Below are 20,031 nucleotides of genomic sequence, written 5' to 3'. Positions count from 1 at the left end.
GCCGTGCGACGGTTCGCCGCCGGCGACGGACCAGCCCCATCTGTCTGGTCGGATGAGCGGGCGGTCAGAACATTCCGACCCGGAAGATAACGAACGCGGCGAGCAGGACGGTCGGAACGAAGACGAGCGCGAAGACCCGCTTGTTCCACTCGAGGACGGATTTCCCGTCCAGCGGGCCGAAGGGAATCATGTTGAACGCGGCCAGGAAGAGGTTGATCCAGATGCCCATCTGACCGATCGTTCCGAAGATCCCGGGGAGGATCATCAACGGGAGAAAGAGCAGGGCGAGCAGGAGGTTCGTGACTGGTCCGGCGAGCGCGATGAGTCCGTTTTCCCGCTTTGTCACCCGACCGCGGTGGTAGACGGCACCGGGCGCGGCAAAGAGGAAGCCGACCAGCGCGCCCATGATCGCCAGGAAGAGCATCTGGTAGTCGGCTCGAAACTCGGCGATCTGGCCGTGTTCGATCGCGACGACTTTGTGTGCGAGCTCGTGCAGGAGGAACGCGACGCCGACGGTCACGAAACTCAGGCCGACCATCGTCGCGAAGTAGCCGACGCCGACGCCGCCCCGGTGAATCGGTGCGAGCAGCAACGCGAACGCGACGCTCAGCGCAGTCCACGCCACGGCGAGGTCGCGAAGCTCCGTGTCGCTGAACCGCAGTTCGGGCTCGGTGTTCCGTCGGGTTCGGTGGCTCATCAGAGCAGCCCCCGGAGCAACTCGAGGCTGTTCTGAGCACCCTGTAGCAGCTGGCCCATGAGCGCGTCGATGCCGCCGATTTCGGGTGCCAACCACTGTAACACGACGAACGGGAACAGCCCCGTGGCGATCATACTGCCGATGTTCGTCAGCGCGACGATCATGATGAGTCGGAACAGCGGCACGTCGAACATCGCTTCGACGGCCTCGCCGATCGGTCGCTCGGTGTCGTCGACGATCTCGTTGAGGGTCTGAATGTCCCGCACGTTGACCGGGCGGTGTTTCAGCTCGACGTAGCCGGCGAACCAGCCCGGTGCGAGCAGCGGATTGATGCTCGTCAGCCAGGCGACCGCGCCACCGATCCCCGCGCTGGACCAGTGCGCGCCTGCCAGCCGCGCCAGCGTGAACGCGAAGATCCCGTTGAAGAGGAACCAGGCGCCGAACAGTTTCAGGAGGAACACGTTCCTGACACCCGCCATAACGAGCAGGAAGAAGAAGGCCAGAAAGCCAACCGTGATCAGGTAGCCGAGGATCTTCAGCGGCGAGAACCGACGGCTCGAGGCGGTCCCGGACAACGACTCGATCGTGGGTATCTCATGGGGATTCAGCAGGTGACGTTCGATCCCGGCTTTGTGTCCGGCGCCGACGACGGCGAGGACGTCGTACCCCTGTTCGCGGAGTTCGTGGAGGTTCGACGCGATGTAGGCGTCGCGTTCGTCGATCAGCGCGTTCGCACCGCTGGGACTGAACTGGCGGAACTCCTCCATCATCGCGGCGACGACGTCGCCATCGGTCATCTGCTCGATGTCGATCTCGTCGATCTCGTCGACGTCACTGCCGACCGTATCGAGGACGAGCCCAAGGATGGCCCCGATACTGACGCCGATCCCGAGGCCGGCCAGGACCCCGGTCGTCCCGCGGATCGCGTAGACGCCGGTGTTCTCGATGCCCGACGCCGAGAACGGACCGACGAACGTCCCTGTCGCGACCAGCGCGAGGCAGCCGGCGATCCCGAGGCCGATCCCGGCGAGCACGCGGAGGGAGAATCCGGAGAGATAGCCGCCCGTGTACCGGCTGGCGGACTCGAGCGACGGAAGGAAGAGGAGTCCGACGAACGCACCGCCGATCGCGCCGATCGCACTGCCGCCGGCGTACTGGAGAACTGCGGGGTCGGTGATGCCGACCGTGAAGAGGTCGCTAAATCCGAGCAGGGGGGCGAGAAACGTGGCGACGATGAGGCCGAAAAACGCGCCGCCGACGGCACCGAAGGCGAGCCCGAGCGTTCGGGGATCGGTGATCCCGAGCGCGAGTCCGCCGATCATCTTCAGCTTCTCGGTAAGCGAGAGTCGGCTCCAGAACCGCTGGATCGTCACCTGGATGTCGCGGTCGACCAGGGCGACGCCGCTGCCGTTCGCTTCGGCGGCCTCGATCGCGGCCCGCATGTCGGCACCGGGCTCGATGTCGAACTGATCGCCCAGCCGCGACTGGACGTACGAGAGCATCCAGTAAGCCAGGAACTGGAAGACGGTGTTACCCGAGAGGAGGTCCTCCGCTTCGATGTCGTCCGGCGTCCCGCCTTGCATCTGGCGGTAGCGCCCTTCGTCGAGTTCGACGGCGACGACATCGGGCTCCTCTCGTTCGATCGTTTCGCGAACTTCGTCGACACTCGCTTGCGAGACGTGTGCCGTCCCGAGGACCTCGACGGAGCCACGCTCGCGATCGGGAGGGGCTGGTGGCTCCGGCACGTCGGCCTCGCCTGCATCGCTCATTACTGGCTCAACTCGGCGGCGACTTTTACCAGTATCGGACCGCGAAGGCGGAGAAAATATCCACTGGTTGTTACCTTATAAGCAACTCGCTGATACGTCGCCCGCTCGAGCGCCGGACCGACGCAGTGAAAGCAAGACTGATTGCCGTCGTGGCGAAACGACGGCCGATGACGGACCTCATGGACACGGTCGTCGAGAATCGAGAGATGGTCCAGCCGAACCACGCCAACACCCTCGACGTCGCCCACGGCGGGAACGTCATGAAGTGGATGGACGAGGTCGGGGCGATGAGCGCGATGCGCTTCTCGGGCGAGATGTGCGTCACCGCACGGGTCAATCAGATGAACTTCGAGCGGCCGATCCCCGTCGGCGACACGGCCTACATCACCGCCTACGTCTACGACGCCGGGACCTCGAGCGTGAAGGTCCGCCTGGTCACCGAGCGGGAGGATCTCCGTACCCGTGAGCGCGAACGGACCACCGAGTCGTACTTCGTCTACGTCGCGATCGACGAGGAGAACACCCCGACGTCGGTGCCCGAACTGACCGTCGGCACCGAGGAGGGCGAGCAGCTTCGAGCGGCGGCGCTCGAGGAAGAAAACGGCGGCAGGTAAGCCGGCACGGGAGACGTCCGCCGGATCACTGGAACTGGATGGTCTCGGTACGCGGATCTATTTCGGCGTGGCCACCGATCGGGATCGGCGTCGTCGGCCACGTGTGTCCGAAATCGACGTCGAAAACGAGCGGTGCCTCCGGGTTGTATCGCTCGAACGCGGTCGAGATCGCATCGCGCTGGCGGTCCCGGTACGTCTCACGCGCTTCCGGCGACCGCTCCTCGTGGTGTGACCGTGCCGCCGGCCGTCCGACGAGGACGCCGTCGAATCGCTCGAGCACCCCACGGTTGCCAAGCCCCTCGAGAACGCGGGCAACCCAGGTCGGCTCGGGAACTTCCTCCGACGTTTCCAGTGCGAGGATCGTCCCCTCGAGATCGCTCTGCGCGGGGAGAAACTGATCCGCGAGAAACTGCTGCTCGAGAATCTCGAGGCAGCCGCCCCAGACGCGTCCCGCCACGGGGTCGTCGCCGCCGGCCCACCGCCATCCCGGATTGGGTTCGGTCTGACGGGGTTCCTCGAGCGAGTCGGGATCAGCCCAGTCGCCCGGCTCGTCCGTGAACTCCGCGGCCGGTTCGATCTCGCCGAACGACTCCGCGAAGAACGCGCGTTCGGCGTACTCGACGGTGTGATCGAACAGGTGCCCGTCCATCGCGAGTTCTGTGAGAATGCACGGCCCGTAGTAGGAACCGATCCCCAGATTCCACAGGTACATCGCGAGGTTGGTATTGTCGCTGTAGCCGTAGAATCGCGTCGGGTTCGCTCGGAGCACGTCCGGATCGAGATGGTCGAGAACGCGAATCTGATCGTTACCACCGATGACGGCGATGACGCCACCGACGTCGGGATTCTCGAACGCGTCCATCACGTCTCGAGCCCGTGCTTCGGGGTGTGCGGAGAGGTACTCGTCGTCCTTCGATGCAGTCGGGTATTCGACGGGTTCCAGATCGAACACCTCCCGAAGGCGCTCGAGTCCGAGTTCGTACACGTGTGGAAACTCCGGTGCAGCGTTCGAAGACGGTGCGATGATCGCGACCTCGTCGCCGCGCTCGAGCGGTGGCGGCGTGACGAAAGCGGACATGTATATCACCTCACATTCCTAGTAAATAAAAACCGTGTCGAGCCGGAACCCGAGATCGAGGCGCGTATAGTAGCCACCGAAAGTCAATTCCCACTTACTCGCGCGTCTGCGTCGCGGTTCGTACGTGAACCGTTTCAATAGCTACGATGGCGTTCGAACCGAGACTCAGTTTCGGTCCTGATCCTCGTTAGATCGCGGACTGAGATCCGTCGTCTTGACGTCCTCGAGCAGGGCGTCGACGGTCCCCCGGGTGTCGGCGACGGTCGCACCGACGAGTCCGCCGATCGCACCGCCGGTACTCGCGGCGTTGCGGCTGAACAGTCCGCCGACCGCCGCGCCGACGGCCGCTCCGATCGCCGCGTACCGAGCGCGCAACAGCACTGCTGTAATACGTTCTCTCATGTATCGTACTTGGTGACTGTCACGGATAAATATGTCTCTCGAGTGCAGGCGCTGGGGATTCGACTGCGAGCCGTACGGAGGGGGATCGACTCAGAGGAGCGTGTCGACCGCTGCCAGGGACTCGAGGACGTGATCCGGTTCGATCTCGGCGTCCGCCAGGTCCGCGCGGTCGGTGACGCCGGTGAGAACGAGTGCCGTCTCCATGCCGGCGCGGTTACCGAGCGCGATGTCGGTGTCGAGTCGATCGCCGACGACCAGGGTGTCGGTCGGGTCGGCGTCCAGTCGATCCATGGCCGCCGCGGCCGCGATCGAGGACGGTTTGCCGAGGATCGCGTCCGGCTCGCGGCCGGCGACGGCCTCCATCGCGGCGAGAATCGCGCCCGACCCCGGAATCTCCCCCTCGTCGATTGGGATCGTCGCGTCCGGGTCGGTGCCATAGAACGGCACGTTGCCCTCGAGCGCGCGCAGGGACTCCCAGAGCGTGCCGAACGAGAACGCCGTGTCGAACGAGCCAAGCACGACCTCGGCCGCGTCGGGGTCGGTCGTCAACTCGACGGCCGCCGCGTCGAGGATCGCCTCGAGGCGCTCCGCGCCGACGAGGTAGACCCGTTCGCCGGCGTGGGTCGCCGCGAGGTACTCCGCCGAAACGGTCGCGGACGTGAGGACGGTGTCGGGGTCGACGTCGATCCCGTGCGGGGCGAGCGTCTCGCCGTAGTGGTCGGCGCCGCGCGTCGGGTTGTTCGAGAAGAGCAACCGCGAACAGCCCGCCGCCTCGAGCGCGCGCAGGCCGTCGGTCGCGCCGGGCACCAACTCCTCGCCACGGACGATCGTCCCGTCGACGTCGAGGATCACCGCCTCGTACCCTGTCATCGCTCGGCGGTACGGCCGCCCGGCGATTGAGTGTTTGGATGCCGTTCTCGCGTTCGAGTGCGTCTCGGTGACTGGGCCGACGCCCGCGGAACCGATCCGGTCAGCGCCGGCGCTCGAGCGAGAGGTCGTCGGTGTCGACGCTCGCCGAATTGGCCCGTTCGTTGGACTCGATCAGTCGATCCAGCCGCGCCTCGAACTCGGCCTCGGACAGTTCGCCGGCGGCGTATCGCTCCTGGAGCGTCGTCACGGGGTCGGCGTTGGCGGCCGCCGATTCGACCGCTTCGGACGCGCGTTCCGGCTCGACGCCGCGGGACTCGTCGCGATCACCGGTGGCGAAATGCCACAGGAGAAGCCCGCCCAGCACGATCAGCGCGGTCGCGAGGAGCGCGTACACCGGACCGGCCAACAGCAGTAATGCGATGATCAGTACGTCGGCCAGGACGAACTTGATGGCGAACAGTTCGACGAGAGAGTACTCCCGTCCACCGGAGGTTCCGCTGGCCATGTGTGCCAGTTGTGTCTCCGCTGAAATAACTGTAGGGATCGACACTGCCGACTCCGGTCCGCTGTCGCGGATCGACGCAATCGTCCAACTCGGGCTCGGCCCGTTCTCGCCGGGAAACCCCCATACCGTTGCCGACCGTAGGATACGCTATGACACTCGATGTCGAGATCCCCGATCCGCCGACCCTCCACGGCTCACAGAGCGTTGGTAACTTCGACGCGGTCGACGAACCCGAGGAACGGGCGGGAGACAACGCCCGTCGCGAGGCGCTGGCCGACTTCCTCGAGACGGGTGCCTGGGACGACGCCTTCGACGAGTGGGCCGGAGACACCTACCTGACCGACGGGGAGTTCCGGGCCGTGCTCGAGCTCGGGTTGATCGACAGGTTCGATTTTTACTGGAACGAGGCCGCAGCGGACGTCGGCTACCGCGCACCGACGGTTCCGGCCGACTCGGTGGCCGCACACGACGAACTCGACGAGGGCGACGTCGACGACATCGAGGAGGCGCTCGACTCGCTCGGTCGGACGGTGAGCGAGGTACTCGAGACCGATTACATCCACCGGACCGGGGAGGAGTTCGGCTACACGTGGGAGTGACGGACGGCCGTCGACCCCGCGGTGGGAATTCTTATCCGGGAACCCGACCTACGACCGGCTATGACACTCGAGGTCGAACCCCCCGAGCCGCCGGAACTGGAGTTCGTCGATCCCAACGAGTACGAGGACGCGACCGTCAGCGCCGACGGCGCCGAGGAGGTCGACTACCGCCGCGAGGAACTGCAGGCGTTTCTCGAGGAGGGGGCCTGGGTCGAATCGTTCGACGAGTGGCGCGCGGACACGGACCTCGGCGAGCGCGAGTACGGGATCGCCCGGGATCTCGATCTCTTCGCCGGCTTCGACTTTTTCTGGGACGACTTCGCCGACCGGGTCGGGTATCACGCACCCGGCATTCCGGAGGACTGGCAGGCTCGAGAGTACCACCCCGAGCTCGACACGTGGGGGACGGTCTCCTCGATCAACGCCGAGCTCACCGAGTTCGGCCAGATCGTTTCGGTCACCCTCAAAGAGGAGTACGTCGACTGGGAGGCCGAGTACGAACCGCCGGAGGACCTGCCGGACTTCGACTGAGCACTGGGGTGGCGGCTTCGAGCGACAAACGCGGAGCGGCAACTCGAGTGGGGCGTCGGAACGCTATCCGGACCATTCGCCGGCGAGGTCGCCGGCGATGTTCTCGCGCCAGTGATCGAACCCGTCCTCGCAGTCGGCGTTCTCGTGGATGTGATCGACGAATCCGGCACCCGGCGATGCGAGCTCGTCTCCGCAGAACGGACAGGTGATCGGGTCGATCCACTCCGTCGTGGTGTTTGCGGCCATTGGTACTAGCAGCCACCAGAAACTATCATATAAGTCCCTCCCGTTAAGAACTATTATAATAATATGGTATATAATGGCCATGATATACGATCCGATTCTCGACCGACTCCGCTCGGGCGGCACGGTCAGCTATTGTGGCAAGAGTTAACATACACCGATCCGTACGGCAACATATGACACTCGAGGAGCAACGCGAGTACGTGTGCGTCCAGTGCGGTCGGCGGGAGACGGCCGGTGACGCCCTCCTCAGCACCTGTCCGCAGTGCGGGGGCGAGATGCGAAACGTGGAGTTGATCCGCGACTAGTCGCCACGGCGTCCGCCGTTGCGGCCGCACCGCCGCGAGCGGTGCCGATCGTGTCCGGACCCGAACGCGCTCGGAGAAGGCGGTCAGCGAGCGACCAGGACCGCGACCCCGACCAGCACGAGTCCGACGACGGCCGCCGCGGCGCCGACTGCGGCGTCACCGGCGAGCGCGGTGACGCTTCCGGCGACGATTCCCGCACTCCCACCGCCGGCGGCGATCGACGGCAAGAGCGCCGGCGCTGCAGTCACGTCGGAGCGAACCGCTTCTAGCTCCGTCCGGAGCGCGTCGATCTCCTCGGTCTCGTCGCTCCGGTTTCCGATTTCTTCGACCCGCGTATCGATCGTCTCGATCCGTCGCTCGAGGGCCGATAGCTGCTCGGAGACCGTCGTCACCTGCTGTCCCATCGAACCGAACTCGTCGTCGAGCGTCCGTACCTCGTCGTCGAGGGTTTGGAGGTCGTCTTCGAGCGCGTCGACCGCCGATCCCTCGGGCACCGACTCGAGGGCTCGAGCGAACTCGTCGAGATCCGCGCGGAGCGACTCGAGTCGCTCCGAGACAGTCGAGACGTCGTCTTCGATTGCCGCGAGATCGTCCTCGCTCGCCGCATCCTCGACGTCGTCGACCCGATCCGAGATCGTCTCGAGGTCGTCGGTGACGTCGTCGATATCGGTTTCGACCGCGTCCAGCGCGGACGCAATCTCGCCGATCCGGCCGTCGTGAGCGGCGACTTGGTCCTCGGTCTCCTCGAGCCGACTGTCGTGAGCGGCGACTTGGTCCTCGGTCTCCTCGAGCCGACTGTCGTGAGCGGCGACCCGGTCCTCGGTCTCCTCGAGCCGACTGTCGTGAGCGGCGACCCGGTCCTCGGTCTCCTCGAGCCGGTCGTCGGTTGCCGCGACCGTCTCGGCGAGCGACTCGGTTTCGCGTTCGAGATCGTCCTGAAGCGTTTCCAGCGCGTCGTCGAGCGACGTTCGAACGTCGCTCAGGCGGTCATCGATCGTCGAGCGAATATCGTCGCCCTGCGCCTCGAGGTCGGCGTCGAGTTCGTCGACGCGGTCGCCGACGGACTCGAGGGCCGCCGCGGTTTCGTCGACAGCCGTGCGCACCGTCTCGACCTCGTCGCTCGTCTCGTCGACCGATTCGCGCAGGGCTGCGAGGTCGTCGTCGGTGACCGCCTCGGCGTCGATCCGGTCGACGCTCTCCTCGAGCCCCGCGAGCTCGTCGTCGATCGCGTCCGTCGTCTCGGTGAGTCGGGTCTGGAGGTCGGCGACCGTCTCGTCGATCCGACGCTCGAGGGCGTCTTCCAGCGATCGCAGATCGGACTCGACGGCCCGCAGGTCCTCGTCGATAGCCTCGAGGTCTCCCGCGAGGCCGTCGACCGTCTCCGTCTCGGCCGCGCGCTCCGCAAGCTCGTCCAGTCGATCCGAGACCGTGGACACCGTCTCGTCGAGGGTCGCGGTCGCCGTCTCGAGCGTCGCCAGCTCGTCCGCGACGGCGTCGACCCGTTCGTCCGCCGCGGCCGTCGCCTCGAGGTCGTCGATCGCGTCTCGGACGGTTTCGAGATCGGCGTCGAGCGCAGCGATGCGCTCGTCCAGCGTCTCGCGGGCGACTTTCAGCTCGTCGTCGAGGCCCTCGATCTCGCCGTCGAGGTCCTCTATTTCGTCGTCGAGGGCGTCGATCGAATCGTCAATCGTCGACTCGACCGCATCGAACCGCGCTTCGGTCCGGTCGGACGCCGCCTCGAGCCGCTCGTCGACGCCGTCGATTCGCACGTCCAGCTCCTCGAGTCGGCCGACGAACCCGTCGATCCGCGTTTCGACGCCGTCGAGGGCCGACTCGAGCGCCTCGCTATCGTCGGCCAGCGCCGCGACGCGTTCCTCGACGTCCTCGAGCGCCGTCTCGGTGGCGGCCGTCGCGTCGAGGTCCTCGAGATCCGTTCGAACCGCGTCGAGGGTCTCGTCGAGCGCGTCCGCGCTCTCGGCGACGTCATCGAGATCGGCCGCCAGTTCGGTGAGCCGGTCGTCGAGTGCGGATCGGCCGTCCGCTGCGGCCGCCTCGACGTCCTCGAGCGCCGCGTCGACGTCGCCGACGTCGGCTTCCAGCGACGCGAGCGTGTCCGACAACGCCTCGAGATTGCCGTCGAGACGCTCGACCTCCCGGTCGAGATCGGCGAGATCGGCGTCGCTCGCGTGGGTCTCGCTCTCGGCCTCGAGATCGGCCAGTTCGTCGGCGAACGACTCGAGTCGGTCGTCGAGTTCGTCGACCGTTTCGACCGCGGCCGTCCGCTCCTCGACGTACTCGAGGTCCTCGAACAACAACTCGAGGTCTTCGCGGACGGATTCGATCTCGTCGTCGCGGTTGGCGAGCCGATCGAATAGCTGGTCGATAGCATCGTCCGTCGGGTCGGTCGCTCCGCCGGAGGCAGACGCGTCGTCGAACGTGAGTTCGGTCTGTCCGCTCTCGACCGCCGCCCCGGCGGCATCCGGCGTTCCGGCGGTCGCTTCCTCGTCGGCGGGCGGTGACCGGACGACCGTCTCGTCGGCCTCGACGTCGTCTCGAGCCGCCGCGAGTGCGCCTCGTGCGGCGCTCGCGGATGGGTCGTCCGCGAGCCGGACGCCTCGAACCGAGAACGGGAGGGTCGCCGCGTCGAACCGGCCACCCAGGAGGAACTCGACGCCCTCGACCGCGCCCTCGCCGGCGATCGCGATCGGAACGGACAGCCCCTGTTGGACGTCGCTCTCGTCGGCCTCGTCTCGGATCGCCTCGATCAGGTCGGCTATCAGGACGTCGTACGCCTGCGCCAGCGCGCTCTCGACTCCGCTCGCCGCTGTGTCGGGATCGAGCGCGAACTCCTCGAGCACGCCGGCGACCTGCGACCGCGCGTGGCCGGTTTCGGCGGCCGCGCGTTCGACGATCCACTCGCGACCCGCGGCGATCGAGACCGCCAGCGCCGGAACCCCGTAGTACGCTAACGTGACGGTCGTCGTCTGGGCCTCGATGCAGACCCCGAGTCCCGTGTAGTTGTCGCCCGCGAGCTGGTCGTAGACGACCGCGAAGCCCTTGCTGATCGGCGTTGCATCGAGCCCGCAGTCCGTCAGCACCGAGTCGACGGCCTCACGGTGCGCATCGATCGATGCCGCCGCGTCGGCGAGCGGCCCTGGCGTCGTATAACAGAGCCGTCCGTCCGACGGGTCACCCAGTATGCCGTCGACGAGTGCGCCGAGCGCTGGCGTTGCATACCCCGTCACGTCCGCTGTGAGCACGCCGTTCGCGAACAGGGACTCGGGTTCCTCCTCGACCGCGTCGGCGGCCGCTCGAGCATCCCCGCCGACCGCGTAGGTCGTTCCGTCGGCGCTGATGGTGCACGCGTCGGCCGACAGTTCGACCGACCCGAGCGCCTCGTCGTCGACCGGTACCGCGACCGGCAGGGCCGATTCGATCGCCGGACCGTCGCCATCGTCCGTGGCTACCCGGATCGCGTCCGGCCCAATATCGAGACCGTAATCCATGTCCGTGGCAATTCGAACCACCCTATTGGCTGTTCGCCCCGCAGTACCAGATGTGAAAATCGGGACGGCGGCCGGCGGCGTCGGAACCGGGTTGCTACCGCCCGCGAAACCGGATCGTACGGGTCCGTATCCGATCACTAGACCGCCGGCCGTCCTCGTTCGGAGCACGGCCGCGACCGGCCGCCGAATCCGCGACGCCGACTGCCGACTGCGGGAGTTCGATTCGGTACCCCGCCGTCGACCCCCGATTAGAATTACTTCTTACTCGAGTATATATTCTAAAGTACCAAGTTATATATGTTTCTACGAACGATAATGAGATAGTTACGTGCAGCAAAATAGGGGGCGGTAAATACCGTACGTCACTGTGGGTATGGGTAGGTCGTGACATACGAAGGTCAAAATCCTTCATGTTTATGCATCAGGAAGGTGGTGAATTACGTGTATGTCCGAAACCGGGACGGAGTCCCGTCCGCTGGTCCGACAGCTTCCGGATCCAACCACAGCGTCGAACGTCCGGTACAACCCGTCGCTCGAGGAACTGCGCGAGCTCGCCGCGGCCGACGAGACGACGACCGAGTTCGGTTCGCCGTCCTACGTCAGCGAGTTCCGCTCGCGGAGCGCCGATCGGACGAAAAACGCCGTCGACCACGAGTTCACCGACCGCGACCACGAACTCGTCGCCGACGCGATCGATCGCACCGACGACGTCGAACTGCTCTGCGTCGACCGGTTGATGGGGCGCCATCCGGACGCGACCTTCTGTTGTCGCCTCTTCGTCCCCGTCGAGCACGCTCGAATCGCCCTGGCGTGGGCGAACCTCTTCGAGCCGACCGACGGCAGAGACCCGGATCTCTACACCGTCCAGCTCCCCGACTACGACGAGACTGCGATCCGCGTTCAGCCCGACACCGGTTTCACCGCCGTGCTGGGCAGCGATTACACCGGTGAGGCCAAGAAATCCTTCCTCCGGCTATTCATGTACCGGATCAAACAGCAGGGCGGCCTCGGGCTCCATGCGGGAAGCAAACGTGTGCGCGTGCGCGATGCGAACGGCGACCTCCGGACCGTCGGGCAGGTGTTCATGGGCCTCTCCGCGACCGGGAAGTCCACGCTGACCTCTCACGGCTGCTGGCTCGAGGGCCCCGAAGGGGCCGCCATGGTACAGGACGACGTCTGCGGTCTCCTCTCGGACGGCACCGTCGCCGGCAGCGAGGGCGAGGGGTTGTACATCAAGACGATCGGTCTCGACGACGAGCAGCCGGAACTCTACGAGGCTGCGACCGCCGAGTCGGCGATCCTCGAGAACGTCGCCGTCGACGACGACGGGACCGTCCACTTCGACGAGGACCGCTATACGGCGAACTCGCGGGCGATCGTCCAGCGCGACGAACTCGAGAGCGCGGCCGAGGAGATCGACATCGATCGGATGGATCAGGTCTTTTTCATCACTCGAAACCCGCTGATGCCGCCGGTCGCCAAACTCGACGAGGCGCAGGCGGCCGTCGCCTTCATGCTCGGCGAATCGATCGAGACCAGCGCGGGCGACCCGTCCCGTGCCGGCGAGTCGATCCGCGTCGTCGGGACGAATCCCTTCATCGTCGGCGCCGAGGGCGAGGAGGGGAACATCTTCCACGAACTCATCGACATCCTCGACGTCGACTGTTACGTCATCAACACGGGGTACCTCGGCGACCAGTCGAAAGACATCGGCGTCACCGAGTCCGTGACGATCCTCACCGAAGTCGCCCGCGGCACCGTCGAGTGGACCCGCGACGAACGGATCGGGTTGACCATCCCGGACTCGATCCCGGGGATCGACGTGGACGACTACTACGTTCCGGACCACGTCGACGACTACGAGGACGCGCTCGCCGACCTGCGCGCCGATCGCCGGGCGTACCTGGCGCAGTTCGACGAACTCCGAACGGAGATCGTCGACGCCGTCTACTGAGGCGCTCGCCCGCCGCCGTTTTGGACACCGGTTCGATATCCAAACAGTGACAGCACTTGCCGCACACGCACACCGTTATATGTGTCGAGTTCCCACGGTTCGGTAATGAGCGCACAGGTACGAAAACCGACCGCGAGAATCTGCGAAGCGTGCGGTCGCGGCGAACAGTGGGACGACGACCTCGAGGCCTGGCAGATCGCCCGCGACGGCGACCGCAAACAGGTCGGCAATCCACACTGCATTCACGAGTGGGACATCACGGGCACCTTCAAACCGGTCGACGCGGCCGATAGCTGATCGACGGCCCCCGCAGGTCATCGGCGTCACGGCGAACTCGACGACCCGCTTCCGCGCCGGGACGGTGTTCTTTTCCCCGGCTCGAGCGTAGTCCGACCGATGCCAACCGTCTACGTTACGGCCCCGCCGGACGCGGCCGACGAACTCGCGGAAACGCTGGTCGACGAACGCCTCGCAGCGTGCGTCAATCGGTTCCCGACGACGTCGGTCTACCGCTGGGAGGGCGAGGTTCACCGCGACGAGGAAACGGTCTTGCTCGCGAAGACGACCGACGACGCCTACGCAGGGCTCGTCGAACGCGTCCAGGAACTGCATCCCTACGACGTCCCCTGCATCGAGCGGTTCGACGAGAGCGACGTCCTCGAGTCGTTCGCGACGTGGCGGACGGAGCACGTCGAGTAACGGCTCGAGACCGGTTCCGGGAACGTGCGTCAGTCGGTGACAGGCGATAACTACCCGAATTAGCAACCCTTAAAACTCGCGCACGGGTTGTGACGGGTATGGCTGGAACCATCGAAGTGCTCGTTCCGGGTGGCCAGGCCAACCCTGGCCCACCGCTCGGTCCCGAGCTCGGACCGACCCCCGTCGACGTGCAGGCCGTCGTACAGGAGATCAACGATCAGACCGAAGCGTTCGACGGGACCGAAGTCCCCGTCACCGTCGACTACGAAGACGACGGCTCCTTCGAGATCGACGTCGGTGTCCCGCCGACGGCGGCGCTGGTCAAAGACGAAGCCGGCTTCGAGACCGGGAGCGGCGAGCCGCAGAAGGACTTCGTCGCCGACCTCTCCGTCGATCAGGTCAAGAAGATCGCCGAGCAGAAACACCCCGACCTGCTCGCCTACGACACGATCAACGCCGCGAAGGAAGTCGTCGGCACCTGCGCTTCGATGGGCGTCACCATCGAGGGCAACGACGCTCGCGAGTTCAAGGAGCGAGTCGACGACGGCGAGTACGACGACGTGCTGGCCGAAGCATAACGAGGCCAGCTCGAAGCGCGACGCGCTTCGTTCTTCGTTTTTCTCGTTGGGCACGAAACGCCCTCCCCAACCGCTCGAAACGCGAGCGGTAGCGAGCGTTTCGGTGTGCTCATCGAGGCCAGCACCTGCCGAACGGGCGCAGTACTCGTTTCCTCGGATTCTCCCGACGAAGACGCGTCACCGGTCGAGCCACAGCCGAACGCAAGCGGAACTGGTCGGCTCGTTCTCCCGCACGTGACGGCGACGTTCGGCAGTCACGGCGGACCGCGACGACTGGACGAAGCCGAGGGTTCAGAACCGAGCGGAACACGAACGCAGCGAACGGAAAACGAGCGCGCCGGAGGTTCGGAACCGTCAGATCTTGTTCGCGGGTGGAACGGTCCGTTCGTCGGGACGCGCCGTTCCGGCACCGGCGAACAGAATCCGGACGCTCCCGCCGAGCCCGAGCGTCGCGGCGAGGCCGGCGAAGGCGACGGTCGCTGGAACCGACAGTCCGGCGAGCCCGCTGCAGACAACGCCGACGAGGAGTCCGACGACGAGTCGATCGTCACCGAGCCGGGACGCAACGGTACGCCCGATCGCGACGACGCCGATCGCCGTCGCCGCGGGGAGCGTCGTCGCGCCGAGAACGACCAGCGGAATCCCGAAGAATACCCCAATGCTCGAGTCGGAGATGACGAGTCCCGTGCTCGCGAGTCCACCGACCACGAGCAGGCTCGGTATCCCGATGCACATCGAGATGACGGGACTGCGGCGTGACTTCGCCACCGCTCGCGTGCCGTAACTCTGGACTAACCCGAGCACGACCATCGCAGCGAGCAGGGTTCCGGCAAATTGGACTCCCGCCCGAACGAGCGGCCCGAGCGACCGGTACGCCTCGAGATAACTGCTGTAGCCCGCCAGCGCGACGACCGAACCGAGCGCTGTTCCCCCATCCATAGTATATAACTCTAATGGCCCCATACATCCATGGTACATTGGCACGGATTATAGAACTTTCGATTATTATGAACGGATTCGCCCGGAAAGTATCGTGTTGTGTCGAGGAATAAAGCCGCCGCCGCAGGCCAATTCGGCGCTGTGGCATGGTCTCGAACGAGAACGGGCGCTGACGACGAGCGAGGCGCGGTCCACGCGGCCGCGTCTCGGTAACGGGACCGAACACGACCGTCAGACGACCGTGCGGGCAGTTCGACGGGTTTAAGTCCGGCATGGCTCTTGGTTCAAGGGAGACAGGCATCGCCTGTTTCACTGACCCGTAGGAGCAGACCCTGCGTACTACGGAGGTGAACGATGGCAGATTCGGATATTGAAACAGCAGTAGCGCGCGCACTCGAGGATTCGCCCGATCGGAACTTTACCGAGACGGTCGACCTCGCGATCAATCTGCGCGACTTAGACCTGAACGAACCGTCGAACCGCGTTGACGAGTCTATCGTCCTGCCGTCCGGAACCGGCCAGGAGACCCGTATCGTCGTCATCGCCGAAGGAGAGACCGCAGTCCGCGCCGAAGAGGCGGCGGACGAGGTCCTTTCGGTGGACGACGTGGCCGATCTGGACGACGACGACGCCAAGGACATGGCCGACGAGACGGACTTCTTCATCGCCGAAGAGGCGATGATGCAAGACATCGCCCGGCATCTGGGTACCATTCTCGGTCCCCGAGGAAAAATGCCGGACCCGCTCTCGCCCGACGACGACGTCGTCGAAACCGTCAACCGGCTCAAAAACACCGTGCAGCTTCGCTCCGGCGACCGACGAACGTTCCACACTCTCGTCGGCGCCGAAGACATGGATGCCGAAGACATCTCCGACAACATCGACGTCATCCTGCGTCGCCTGCACGCTGACCTCGAGAAGGGCCCCCAGAACATCGACGCCGTCTACGTGAAGACGACGATGGGGCCGTCCGTGGAGGTGGCCTAGAATGAGCGCACAGGCTGAACGCAAAACCGAGAACCTTCCCCAGTGGAAGAAAGAGGAAGTCGACGAACTCGAACAAATTATCGACGAGTACGAGAGCGTCGGCGTCGTCGGCATCGCCGGCATTCCCTCGAAGCAGCTTCAGGACATGCGCCGCGACCTGTACGGGACCGCCGTGTTGCGCGTCAGCCGCAACACCCTGCAGACTCGTGCCCTCGAGGACGCCGGATTCGGCGACCTCGTCGACCACATCGAGGGGCAGGTCGGGATCATCGCGACCGACGAGAACCCGTTCTCGCTGTACAAGGAGCTCGAGGCGTCGAAGACGCCCGCTCCGATCAACGAGGGCGAGGTCGCCCCGAACGACATCGTCATCCCCGAAGGGGACACCGGTGTCGACCCGGGGCCGTTCGTCGGCGAGCTACAGAGCATCGGCGCGAACGCGCGCATCGAAGAGGGTTCGATCCAGGTCATGGAGGACTCGACGGTCCTCGAGGCCGGCGAGGAGGTCTCCGCCGATCTGTCGAACGTCCTCAACGAACTCGGTATCGAGCCCAAGGAGGTCGGTCTCGACCTCCGCGCCGTCATCGCTGACGGCGTGCTCTTCGACCCGGAGGACCTCGACATCGACGTCGACGCCTACCGGAGCGACGTGTCGACGGCCGCCGCCCGCGCTCGGAACCTCTCGCTCAACGCGAGCTTCCCGACCGCGTCGACGGCCCCGACCCTCATCGCCAAGGCCACGGGCGAGGCAAAGAGCCTCGGCCTGCAGGCAGCGATCGAGGACGAAGACCTGATGCCCGACCTCGTGACCAAGGCCGACGCACAGCTGCGTGCGCTCGCGGCCCAGATCGACGACGAGGAGGCCCTGCCTGAGGAGCTTCAGGACGTCGAGGCGGCCGCCGAACCGGCGGCGGCCGAGGACGAATCGGCAGACGAGCAGACCGAAGACGAGACCGAGACCGAAGACGCCGAGGACGACGATGACGACGACGAAGACGACGGCGACGGCGCGGCCGGTCTCGGCGAGATGTTCGGCTAACCACAACTACCAACGGAGGATCCAACAATGGAATACGTATACGCTGCACTCATCCTGAACGAATCGGACGAAGAGATCAACGAAGACAACCTGACGAACGTGCTCGACGCTGCCGGCGTCGACGTCGAAGAGTCCCGCGTCAAGGCGCTCGTCGCCGCGCTCGAGGACGTCGACATCGACGAGGCAGTCTCCGAGGCCGCCGCCGTCCCCGCTGGCGGAGCCGCCGCAGGCGGTGCCGCGGGTGGCGAGGCCGCTGCCGACGAGGACGAGGACGAAGAGGTCGAAGAGACCAGCGACGTGCCGGACACGACGGACGACGACGACGAAGACGACGAGGCCGACGGCGAGGGTCTCGGCGAACTCTTCGGGTAAGTCTCGCTCGCGTCGATCCGGTTTCGACGAGTTGCAATCCCGATTTTTCTTTCGACGCGTGACTGCGAGTGACGACACTGCCGCGCGGAGAACCGAGCAGCCACCGTCTCGAGCAGTGCCGTGCGATTCGAGGGTTTATACCCGAGTACGCGGCCAGAGCCGTCGATGGTCGCCCCAGTCGAGATCGTCACCGAGCCGGCACTGGTGCTCCAGTTTCTCGCGTGGGTGCTCGCCGGGTCGCTTCTCGGGAGTTGCAGCGGACTCGTGCCGGGGCTGCACGCGAACAATTTCGCGTTCCTGTTGGCGGGAGTCGCGCCGTCGGTCCCCGGGCCGCCGTTGTTCGTCGGCTGTGCGATGCTCGCGGCCGGCGTCGTCCACACGTTCCTCAACGCCGTGCCCGCGATGGCGCTCGGCGTGCCCGACGCGGAGATGGCCGTTACTGCCCTTCCCGGCCATCGTATGATTCTCGAGGGCCGTGGATACGAGGCGATTCGACTCTCCGCGCTCGGGAGTCTCCTCGCCGTGCTCGCGGCGGTGCCGCTTGCCGTCCCCGTGACCTGGGTCGTGACGGCTGCGTATCCGACGATCCGGGCGCATCTCTCGATCGTCCTCGCGATGGTGGTGGTCGCGCTGGTCGCGTCGGAACACACGTGGCGCGGGCGAGTCGGCGGCCTGCTCTCGTTCGCACTCGCCGCCGGACTCGGCGCGCTCACACTCGATCTCTCGGTCGACGCCCCGCTCGAGGCGGGTGGGGTTCTCGCGCCCCTTTTCGCCGGTCTGTTCGGTGCACCGGTGTTGATCGACGCGATGTGCGGCGGCGGGGTTCCGACACAGGACGGCGATGCGATCAGGACGTCCCGGCGGGCTGTCGCCGCGACGGCGGTCGCCGGCGCGCTCGCGGGTGCCATCGTGGGCTACATTCCGGGGATCTCGGCCGCGATCGCGGCCGTCGCAGTGTTGGCTGTCCTGCCGAATGGAGCGAGTGACCGGGGCTACATCGTCGCAACCAGCGGCGTCGACACGGCGAACACGGTCTTCGCTTTCACGGGTAAACGGCGAAGCTAACGCTCGTAAGCGCAAAATTTCGGAGAATCGACTCCCGTCAGTTAGTATACCATCTACTGGTATATCAACTTCGCCAGGAGGTGTCGTGGCGTGAGCTCCGCGACTGACGACGAGTTCGGCCCGTTCTGCGGGTCCCTCGGCTGCACCGACGACGCCGACGTCGTGATCGATCACCCCAAGCATGGTGAGCTGACGGTCTGCGATTGCTGCGCGACGGGATACATGGTGGTCCGCCGTGTCTGAGGGACCGGACGCCCGCCCGGAGGACGCCCTTGAGGTCGCCCAGCAAGCGCTGGCCGAAGTTCAGGACCTCAAGGGACGCGTCGCCGAGCTCGAGGCTGGCGAAGACTCCACCGACGAGGCCGCCGAGTACGACGACCGCGACAGAGCTGTCATCGAGCACCTTGAGCCGGGAGAACCGGTCAAGATCGTCGAGCTTCGCCGACTGTACCGACGCCACACCGACATCGGGTCCGATAGCACGCTGAAAAAGCGCGTTCAGGGTCTGGTCGCCGGCCCCGATTTCGATATCGCCGGCGTCGGAGAGATCTGCTACGACCCAGACGGTGATCGCGCATGAGCGACGAGTACGCCGAAGCCCGCCGTGCCGACGAAGCGCTCGACGAGGATGGCACGAACCAGATGGCGTTCCGGAAGCTCATCTATGGGCTTGCCGGCGACGAGATTGACCCGACCGAGTGCGGTCCCGTCGAGGCCGCCCAGCGAGCTGTCGATCGCGTCGACGCCCTCGAGGAGGAGAATGAACAGCTTCGACAGCGCGTGGTCGAACTCCGCGATCAGGTTGACAAGATGAACCGAGCAGCAGAGTTCTACCAGGACGTTGCCCGGAAGACCGCGGCGAAGCGAGATCGACAGGCCGCAATCGTCCTCAAACATGCAGCGAGAGTCACCAGCGGAACAACTGGTCGCGAGGAGTATGACGGCAACCGCATTCAGGACGTCCTCGAGGCTGCCGACGTGGAGATTCACCGGACGAACACCTACGACGTCATGAAGAAGGCCGAGGAGTTAGTTGACGACAAGAACGTCTGCCGGTTCGAGAAAGAGCCACGCTCGAGCTCGAGGAACACGAGGCTGATCGTGAAGTCGCCGACCGAGCTCCCAGAGACGGTCGCCGGTGTCCGGATCCACGAGGGGGTGTTGTCCGGGTGAACACCTGTTGCGGAGGTGTTGCGGTTACACAACACCTCATGGGGGGGCCGCCGCCCCCAGGACCGTCCTAAGTACAAGGACGGTTGTACTGGGAGAAAATCCC

At 65.6% G+C, this 20,031-nt stretch carries 23 protein-coding genes and 1 pseudogene; 15 read left to right on the top strand and 9 right to left on the bottom strand.

Translation table 11 applies throughout. The features are described 5' to 3' along the window. Positions 1-64 precede the first annotated feature (64 nt). Together BMX07_RS06495 and BMX07_RS06490 are read right to left on the bottom strand one after the other, a co-directional pair. On the bottom strand, positions 65-697 hold the full coding sequence (locus BMX07_RS06495; protein ID WP_090615588.1) for a zinc metalloprotease: 633 nt from the start codon (positions 695-697) through the stop codon (positions 65-67). Then, entirely contained in the window at positions 697-2,466 is a 1,770-nt protein-coding gene (locus BMX07_RS06490) for a TraB/GumN family protein (RefSeq protein ID WP_090615586.1), read from the bottom strand. The genes BMX07_RS06495 and BMX07_RS06490 overlap by 1 nt, the downstream gene beginning before the upstream one ends. Positions 2,467-2,633: 167 nt before the next feature. On the opposite strand from BMX07_RS06490, the gene BMX07_RS06485 reads away from it, so the two are divergent. Continuing rightward, complete coding sequence (locus tag BMX07_RS06485) at positions 2,634-3,080, top strand: acyl-CoA thioesterase (protein ID WP_090615583.1); 447 nt, start codon at positions 2,634-2,636, stop codon at positions 3,078-3,080. A gap of 25 nt (positions 3,081-3,105) precedes the next feature. Here the strand turns inward: BMX07_RS06485 and BMX07_RS06480 are convergent, their stop codons facing one another. From BMX07_RS06480 to BMX07_RS06465, 4 genes are all read right to left on the bottom strand, one after another. Next, positions 3,106-4,158 carry a S66 family peptidase gene (locus BMX07_RS06480; protein ID WP_090615580.1) on the bottom strand — a complete coding sequence of 351 codons (1,053 nt, stop codon included), beginning with the start codon at positions 4,156-4,158 and terminating at the stop codon, positions 3,106-3,108. Between the two features lie 165 nt (positions 4,159-4,323). Further along, the gene (locus BMX07_RS06475; protein ID WP_090615578.1) at positions 4,324-4,560 is read right to left on the bottom strand and encodes a hypothetical protein; all 237 of its coding nucleotides are present in this window, start codon (positions 4,558-4,560) and stop codon (positions 4,324-4,326) included. A 90-nt stretch (positions 4,561-4,650) separates the two neighbouring features. After that, on the bottom strand, positions 4,651-5,430 hold the full coding sequence (locus BMX07_RS06470) for an HAD-IIA family hydrolase (RefSeq protein ID WP_090615575.1): 780 nt from the start codon (positions 5,428-5,430) through the stop codon (positions 4,651-4,653). Between the two features lie 100 nt (positions 5,431-5,530). Continuing rightward, a complete protein-coding gene (locus BMX07_RS06465) occupies positions 5,531-5,935 on the bottom strand; it encodes an SHOCT domain-containing protein (RefSeq protein ID WP_090615572.1) in 405 nt (134 codons plus the stop codon). A gap of 149 nt (positions 5,936-6,084) precedes the next feature. Here BMX07_RS06465 and BMX07_RS06460 point away from each other — a divergent pair, with 149 nt between their 5' ends. Both BMX07_RS06460 and BMX07_RS06455 read left to right on the top strand, forming a co-directional pair. Beyond that, complete coding sequence (locus tag BMX07_RS06460) at positions 6,085-6,534, top strand: DUF7992 family protein (protein WP_090615570.1); 450 nt, start codon at positions 6,085-6,087, stop codon at positions 6,532-6,534. A gap of 60 nt (positions 6,535-6,594) precedes the next feature. Beyond that, entirely contained in the window at positions 6,595-7,065 is a 471-nt protein-coding gene (locus tag BMX07_RS06455; protein ID WP_090615567.1) for a DUF7992 family protein, read from the top strand. A 63-nt stretch (positions 7,066-7,128) separates the two neighbouring features. Here BMX07_RS06455 and BMX07_RS06450 read toward each other — a convergent pair whose 3' ends face one another. Then, entirely contained in the window at positions 7,129-7,311 is a 183-nt protein-coding gene (locus tag BMX07_RS06450; RefSeq protein ID WP_090615564.1) for a DUF7501 family protein, read from the bottom strand. Positions 7,312-7,484: 173 nt separating this feature from the next. Here BMX07_RS06450 and BMX07_RS23660 point away from each other — a divergent pair, with 173 nt between their 5' ends. Then, a complete protein-coding gene (locus BMX07_RS23660; RefSeq protein ID WP_139210833.1) occupies positions 7,485-7,616 on the top strand; it encodes a rubrerythrin-like domain-containing protein in 132 nt (43 codons plus the stop codon). Positions 7,617-7,699: 83 nt separating this feature from the next. Here BMX07_RS23660 and BMX07_RS06445 read toward each other — a convergent pair whose 3' ends face one another. Next, positions 7,700-11,122 (bottom strand): disk-shape morphogenesis protein volactin, encoded by a 3,423-nt coding sequence (locus tag BMX07_RS06445; RefSeq protein ID WP_090615561.1) that lies wholly within the window; start codon positions 11,120-11,122, stop codon positions 7,700-7,702. A gap of 445 nt (positions 11,123-11,567) precedes the next feature. On the opposite strand from BMX07_RS06445, the gene BMX07_RS06440 reads away from it, so the two are divergent. From BMX07_RS06440 to BMX07_RS06425, 4 genes are all read left to right on the top strand, one after another. Further along, the gene (locus BMX07_RS06440) at positions 11,568-13,076 is read left to right on the top strand and encodes a phosphoenolpyruvate carboxykinase (ATP) (RefSeq protein WP_090615559.1); all 1,509 of its coding nucleotides are present in this window, start codon (positions 11,568-11,570) and stop codon (positions 13,074-13,076) included. A gap of 105 nt (positions 13,077-13,181) precedes the next feature. Then, the gene (locus BMX07_RS06435; RefSeq protein ID WP_090615556.1) at positions 13,182-13,373 is read left to right on the top strand and encodes an HEWD family protein; all 192 of its coding nucleotides are present in this window, start codon (positions 13,182-13,184) and stop codon (positions 13,371-13,373) included. Between the two features lie 99 nt (positions 13,374-13,472). Beyond that, the gene (cutA, locus tag BMX07_RS06430; RefSeq protein WP_090615553.1) at positions 13,473-13,775 is read left to right on the top strand and encodes a divalent-cation tolerance protein CutA; all 303 of its coding nucleotides are present in this window, start codon (positions 13,473-13,475) and stop codon (positions 13,773-13,775) included. Positions 13,776-13,873: 98 nt separating this feature from the next. Beyond that, complete coding sequence (locus tag BMX07_RS06425) at positions 13,874-14,353, top strand: 50S ribosomal protein L11 (RefSeq protein ID WP_090615549.1); 480 nt, start codon at positions 13,874-13,876, stop codon at positions 14,351-14,353. 354 nt (positions 14,354-14,707) lie between these two features. Here BMX07_RS06425 and BMX07_RS06420 read toward each other — a convergent pair whose 3' ends face one another. Further along, complete coding sequence (locus BMX07_RS06420; RefSeq protein ID WP_090615546.1) at positions 14,708-15,292, bottom strand: hypothetical protein; 585 nt, start codon at positions 15,290-15,292, stop codon at positions 14,708-14,710. Between the two features lie 354 nt (positions 15,293-15,646). On the opposite strand from BMX07_RS06420, the gene BMX07_RS06415 reads away from it, so the two are divergent. The 7 genes and pseudogenes from BMX07_RS06415 (at position 15,647) to BMX07_RS06390 (ending at position 19,928) form a co-directional block, all read left to right on the top strand. After that, on the top strand, positions 15,647-16,279 hold the full coding sequence (locus tag BMX07_RS06415; protein WP_090615542.1) for a 50S ribosomal protein L1: 633 nt from the start codon (positions 15,647-15,649) through the stop codon (positions 16,277-16,279). A 1-nt stretch (position 16,280) separates the two neighbouring features. Beyond that, positions 16,281-17,318: a 50S ribosomal protein L10 gene (locus BMX07_RS06410; RefSeq protein ID WP_090615539.1), complete on the top strand. Its 1,038-nt coding sequence runs from the start codon at positions 16,281-16,283 to the stop codon at positions 17,316-17,318. Positions 17,319-17,345: 27 nt separating this feature from the next. Beyond that, positions 17,346-17,690: a 50S ribosomal protein P1 gene (gene rpl12p / locus BMX07_RS06405; protein WP_090615536.1), complete on the top strand. Its 345-nt coding sequence runs from the start codon at positions 17,346-17,348 to the stop codon at positions 17,688-17,690. Positions 17,691-17,855: 165 nt separating this feature from the next. Next, a pseudogene (locus BMX07_RS06400) lies at positions 17,856-18,731 on the top strand (tripartite tricarboxylate transporter permease); the annotation flags it as partial. 114 nt (positions 18,732-18,845) lie between these two features. Then, the gene (locus BMX07_RS24280) at positions 18,846-18,998 is read left to right on the top strand and encodes a hypothetical protein (protein ID WP_175480068.1); all 153 of its coding nucleotides are present in this window, start codon (positions 18,846-18,848) and stop codon (positions 18,996-18,998) included. Next, positions 18,991-19,335 carry a hypothetical protein gene (locus tag BMX07_RS06395; RefSeq protein WP_090615534.1) on the top strand — a complete coding sequence of 115 codons (345 nt, stop codon included), beginning with the start codon at positions 18,991-18,993 and terminating at the stop codon, positions 19,333-19,335. The genes BMX07_RS24280 and BMX07_RS06395 overlap by 8 nt, the downstream gene beginning before the upstream one ends. Beyond that, on the top strand, positions 19,332-19,928 hold the full coding sequence (locus BMX07_RS06390) for a hypothetical protein (RefSeq protein WP_090615531.1): 597 nt from the start codon (positions 19,332-19,334) through the stop codon (positions 19,926-19,928). Before BMX07_RS06395 ends, BMX07_RS06390 begins: the two co-directional genes overlap by 4 nt. Positions 19,929-20,031: the final 103 nt, after the last annotated feature.

Origin of the sequence: Natrinema salaciae (assembly GCF_900110865.1) — an archaeon.
GTDB classification, from domain to species: domain Archaea; phylum Halobacteriota; class Halobacteria; order Halobacteriales; family Natrialbaceae; genus Natrinema; species Natrinema salaciae.
This window is presented reverse-complemented; position numbering and strand designations above follow the sequence as displayed.

Bases quoted from the DNA above. Each gene is read 5' to 3' on its own strand.
- BMX07_RS06435 (WP_090615556.1), top strand. From the start codon at position 13,182: ATGAGCGCACAGGTACGAAAACCGACCGCGAGAATCTGCGAAGCGTGC.
- BMX07_RS06460 (WP_090615570.1), top strand. From the start codon at position 6,085: ATGACACTCGATGTCGAGATCCCCGATCCGCCGACCCTCCACGGCTCA.
- BMX07_RS06415 (WP_090615542.1), top strand. From the start codon at position 15,647: ATGGCAGATTCGGATATTGAAACAGCAGTAGCGCGCGCACTCGAGGAT.
- BMX07_RS06470 (WP_090615575.1), bottom strand. From the start codon at position 5,430: ATGACAGGGTACGAGGCGGTGATCCTCGACGTCGACGGGACGATCGTC.
- BMX07_RS06490 (WP_090615586.1), bottom strand. From the start codon at position 2,466: ATGAGCGATGCAGGCGAGGCCGACGTGCCGGAGCCACCAGCCCCTCCC.
- BMX07_RS06390 (WP_090615531.1), top strand. From the start codon at position 19,332: ATGAGCGACGAGTACGCCGAAGCCCGCCGTGCCGACGAAGCGCTCGAC.
- BMX07_RS06420 (WP_090615546.1), bottom strand. From the start codon at position 15,292: ATGGATGGGGGAACAGCGCTCGGTTCGGTCGTCGCGCTGGCGGGCTAC.
- BMX07_RS06425 (WP_090615549.1), top strand. From the start codon at position 13,874: ATGGCTGGAACCATCGAAGTGCTCGTTCCGGGTGGCCAGGCCAACCCT.
- BMX07_RS23660 (WP_139210833.1), top strand. From the start codon at position 7,485: ATGACACTCGAGGAGCAACGCGAGTACGTGTGCGTCCAGTGCGGTCGG.
- BMX07_RS06440 (WP_090615559.1), top strand. From the start codon at position 11,568: ATGTCCGAAACCGGGACGGAGTCCCGTCCGCTGGTCCGACAGCTTCCG.
- BMX07_RS06450 (WP_090615564.1), bottom strand. From the start codon at position 7,311: ATGGCCGCAAACACCACGACGGAGTGGATCGACCCGATCACCTGTCCG.
- BMX07_RS06480 (WP_090615580.1), bottom strand. From the start codon at position 4,158: ATGTCCGCTTTCGTCACGCCGCCACCGCTCGAGCGCGGCGACGAGGTC.
- BMX07_RS06485 (WP_090615583.1), top strand. From the start codon at position 2,634: ATGACGGACCTCATGGACACGGTCGTCGAGAATCGAGAGATGGTCCAG.
- BMX07_RS06495 (WP_090615588.1), bottom strand. From the start codon at position 697: ATGAGCCACCGAACCCGACGGAACACCGAGCCCGAACTGCGGTTCAGC.
- BMX07_RS06445 (WP_090615561.1), bottom strand. From the start codon at position 11,122: ATGGATTACGGTCTCGATATTGGGCCGGACGCGATCCGGGTAGCCACG.
- cutA (WP_090615553.1), top strand. From the start codon at position 13,473: ATGCCAACCGTCTACGTTACGGCCCCGCCGGACGCGGCCGACGAACTC.
- BMX07_RS06455 (WP_090615567.1), top strand. From the start codon at position 6,595: ATGACACTCGAGGTCGAACCCCCCGAGCCGCCGGAACTGGAGTTCGTC.
- rpl12p (WP_090615536.1), top strand. From the start codon at position 17,346: ATGGAATACGTATACGCTGCACTCATCCTGAACGAATCGGACGAAGAG.
- BMX07_RS06465 (WP_090615572.1), bottom strand. From the start codon at position 5,935: ATGGCCAGCGGAACCTCCGGTGGACGGGAGTACTCTCTCGTCGAACTG.
- BMX07_RS06410 (WP_090615539.1), top strand. From the start codon at position 16,281: ATGAGCGCACAGGCTGAACGCAAAACCGAGAACCTTCCCCAGTGGAAG.
- BMX07_RS06475 (WP_090615578.1), bottom strand. From the start codon at position 4,560: ATGAGAGAACGTATTACAGCAGTGCTGTTGCGCGCTCGGTACGCGGCG.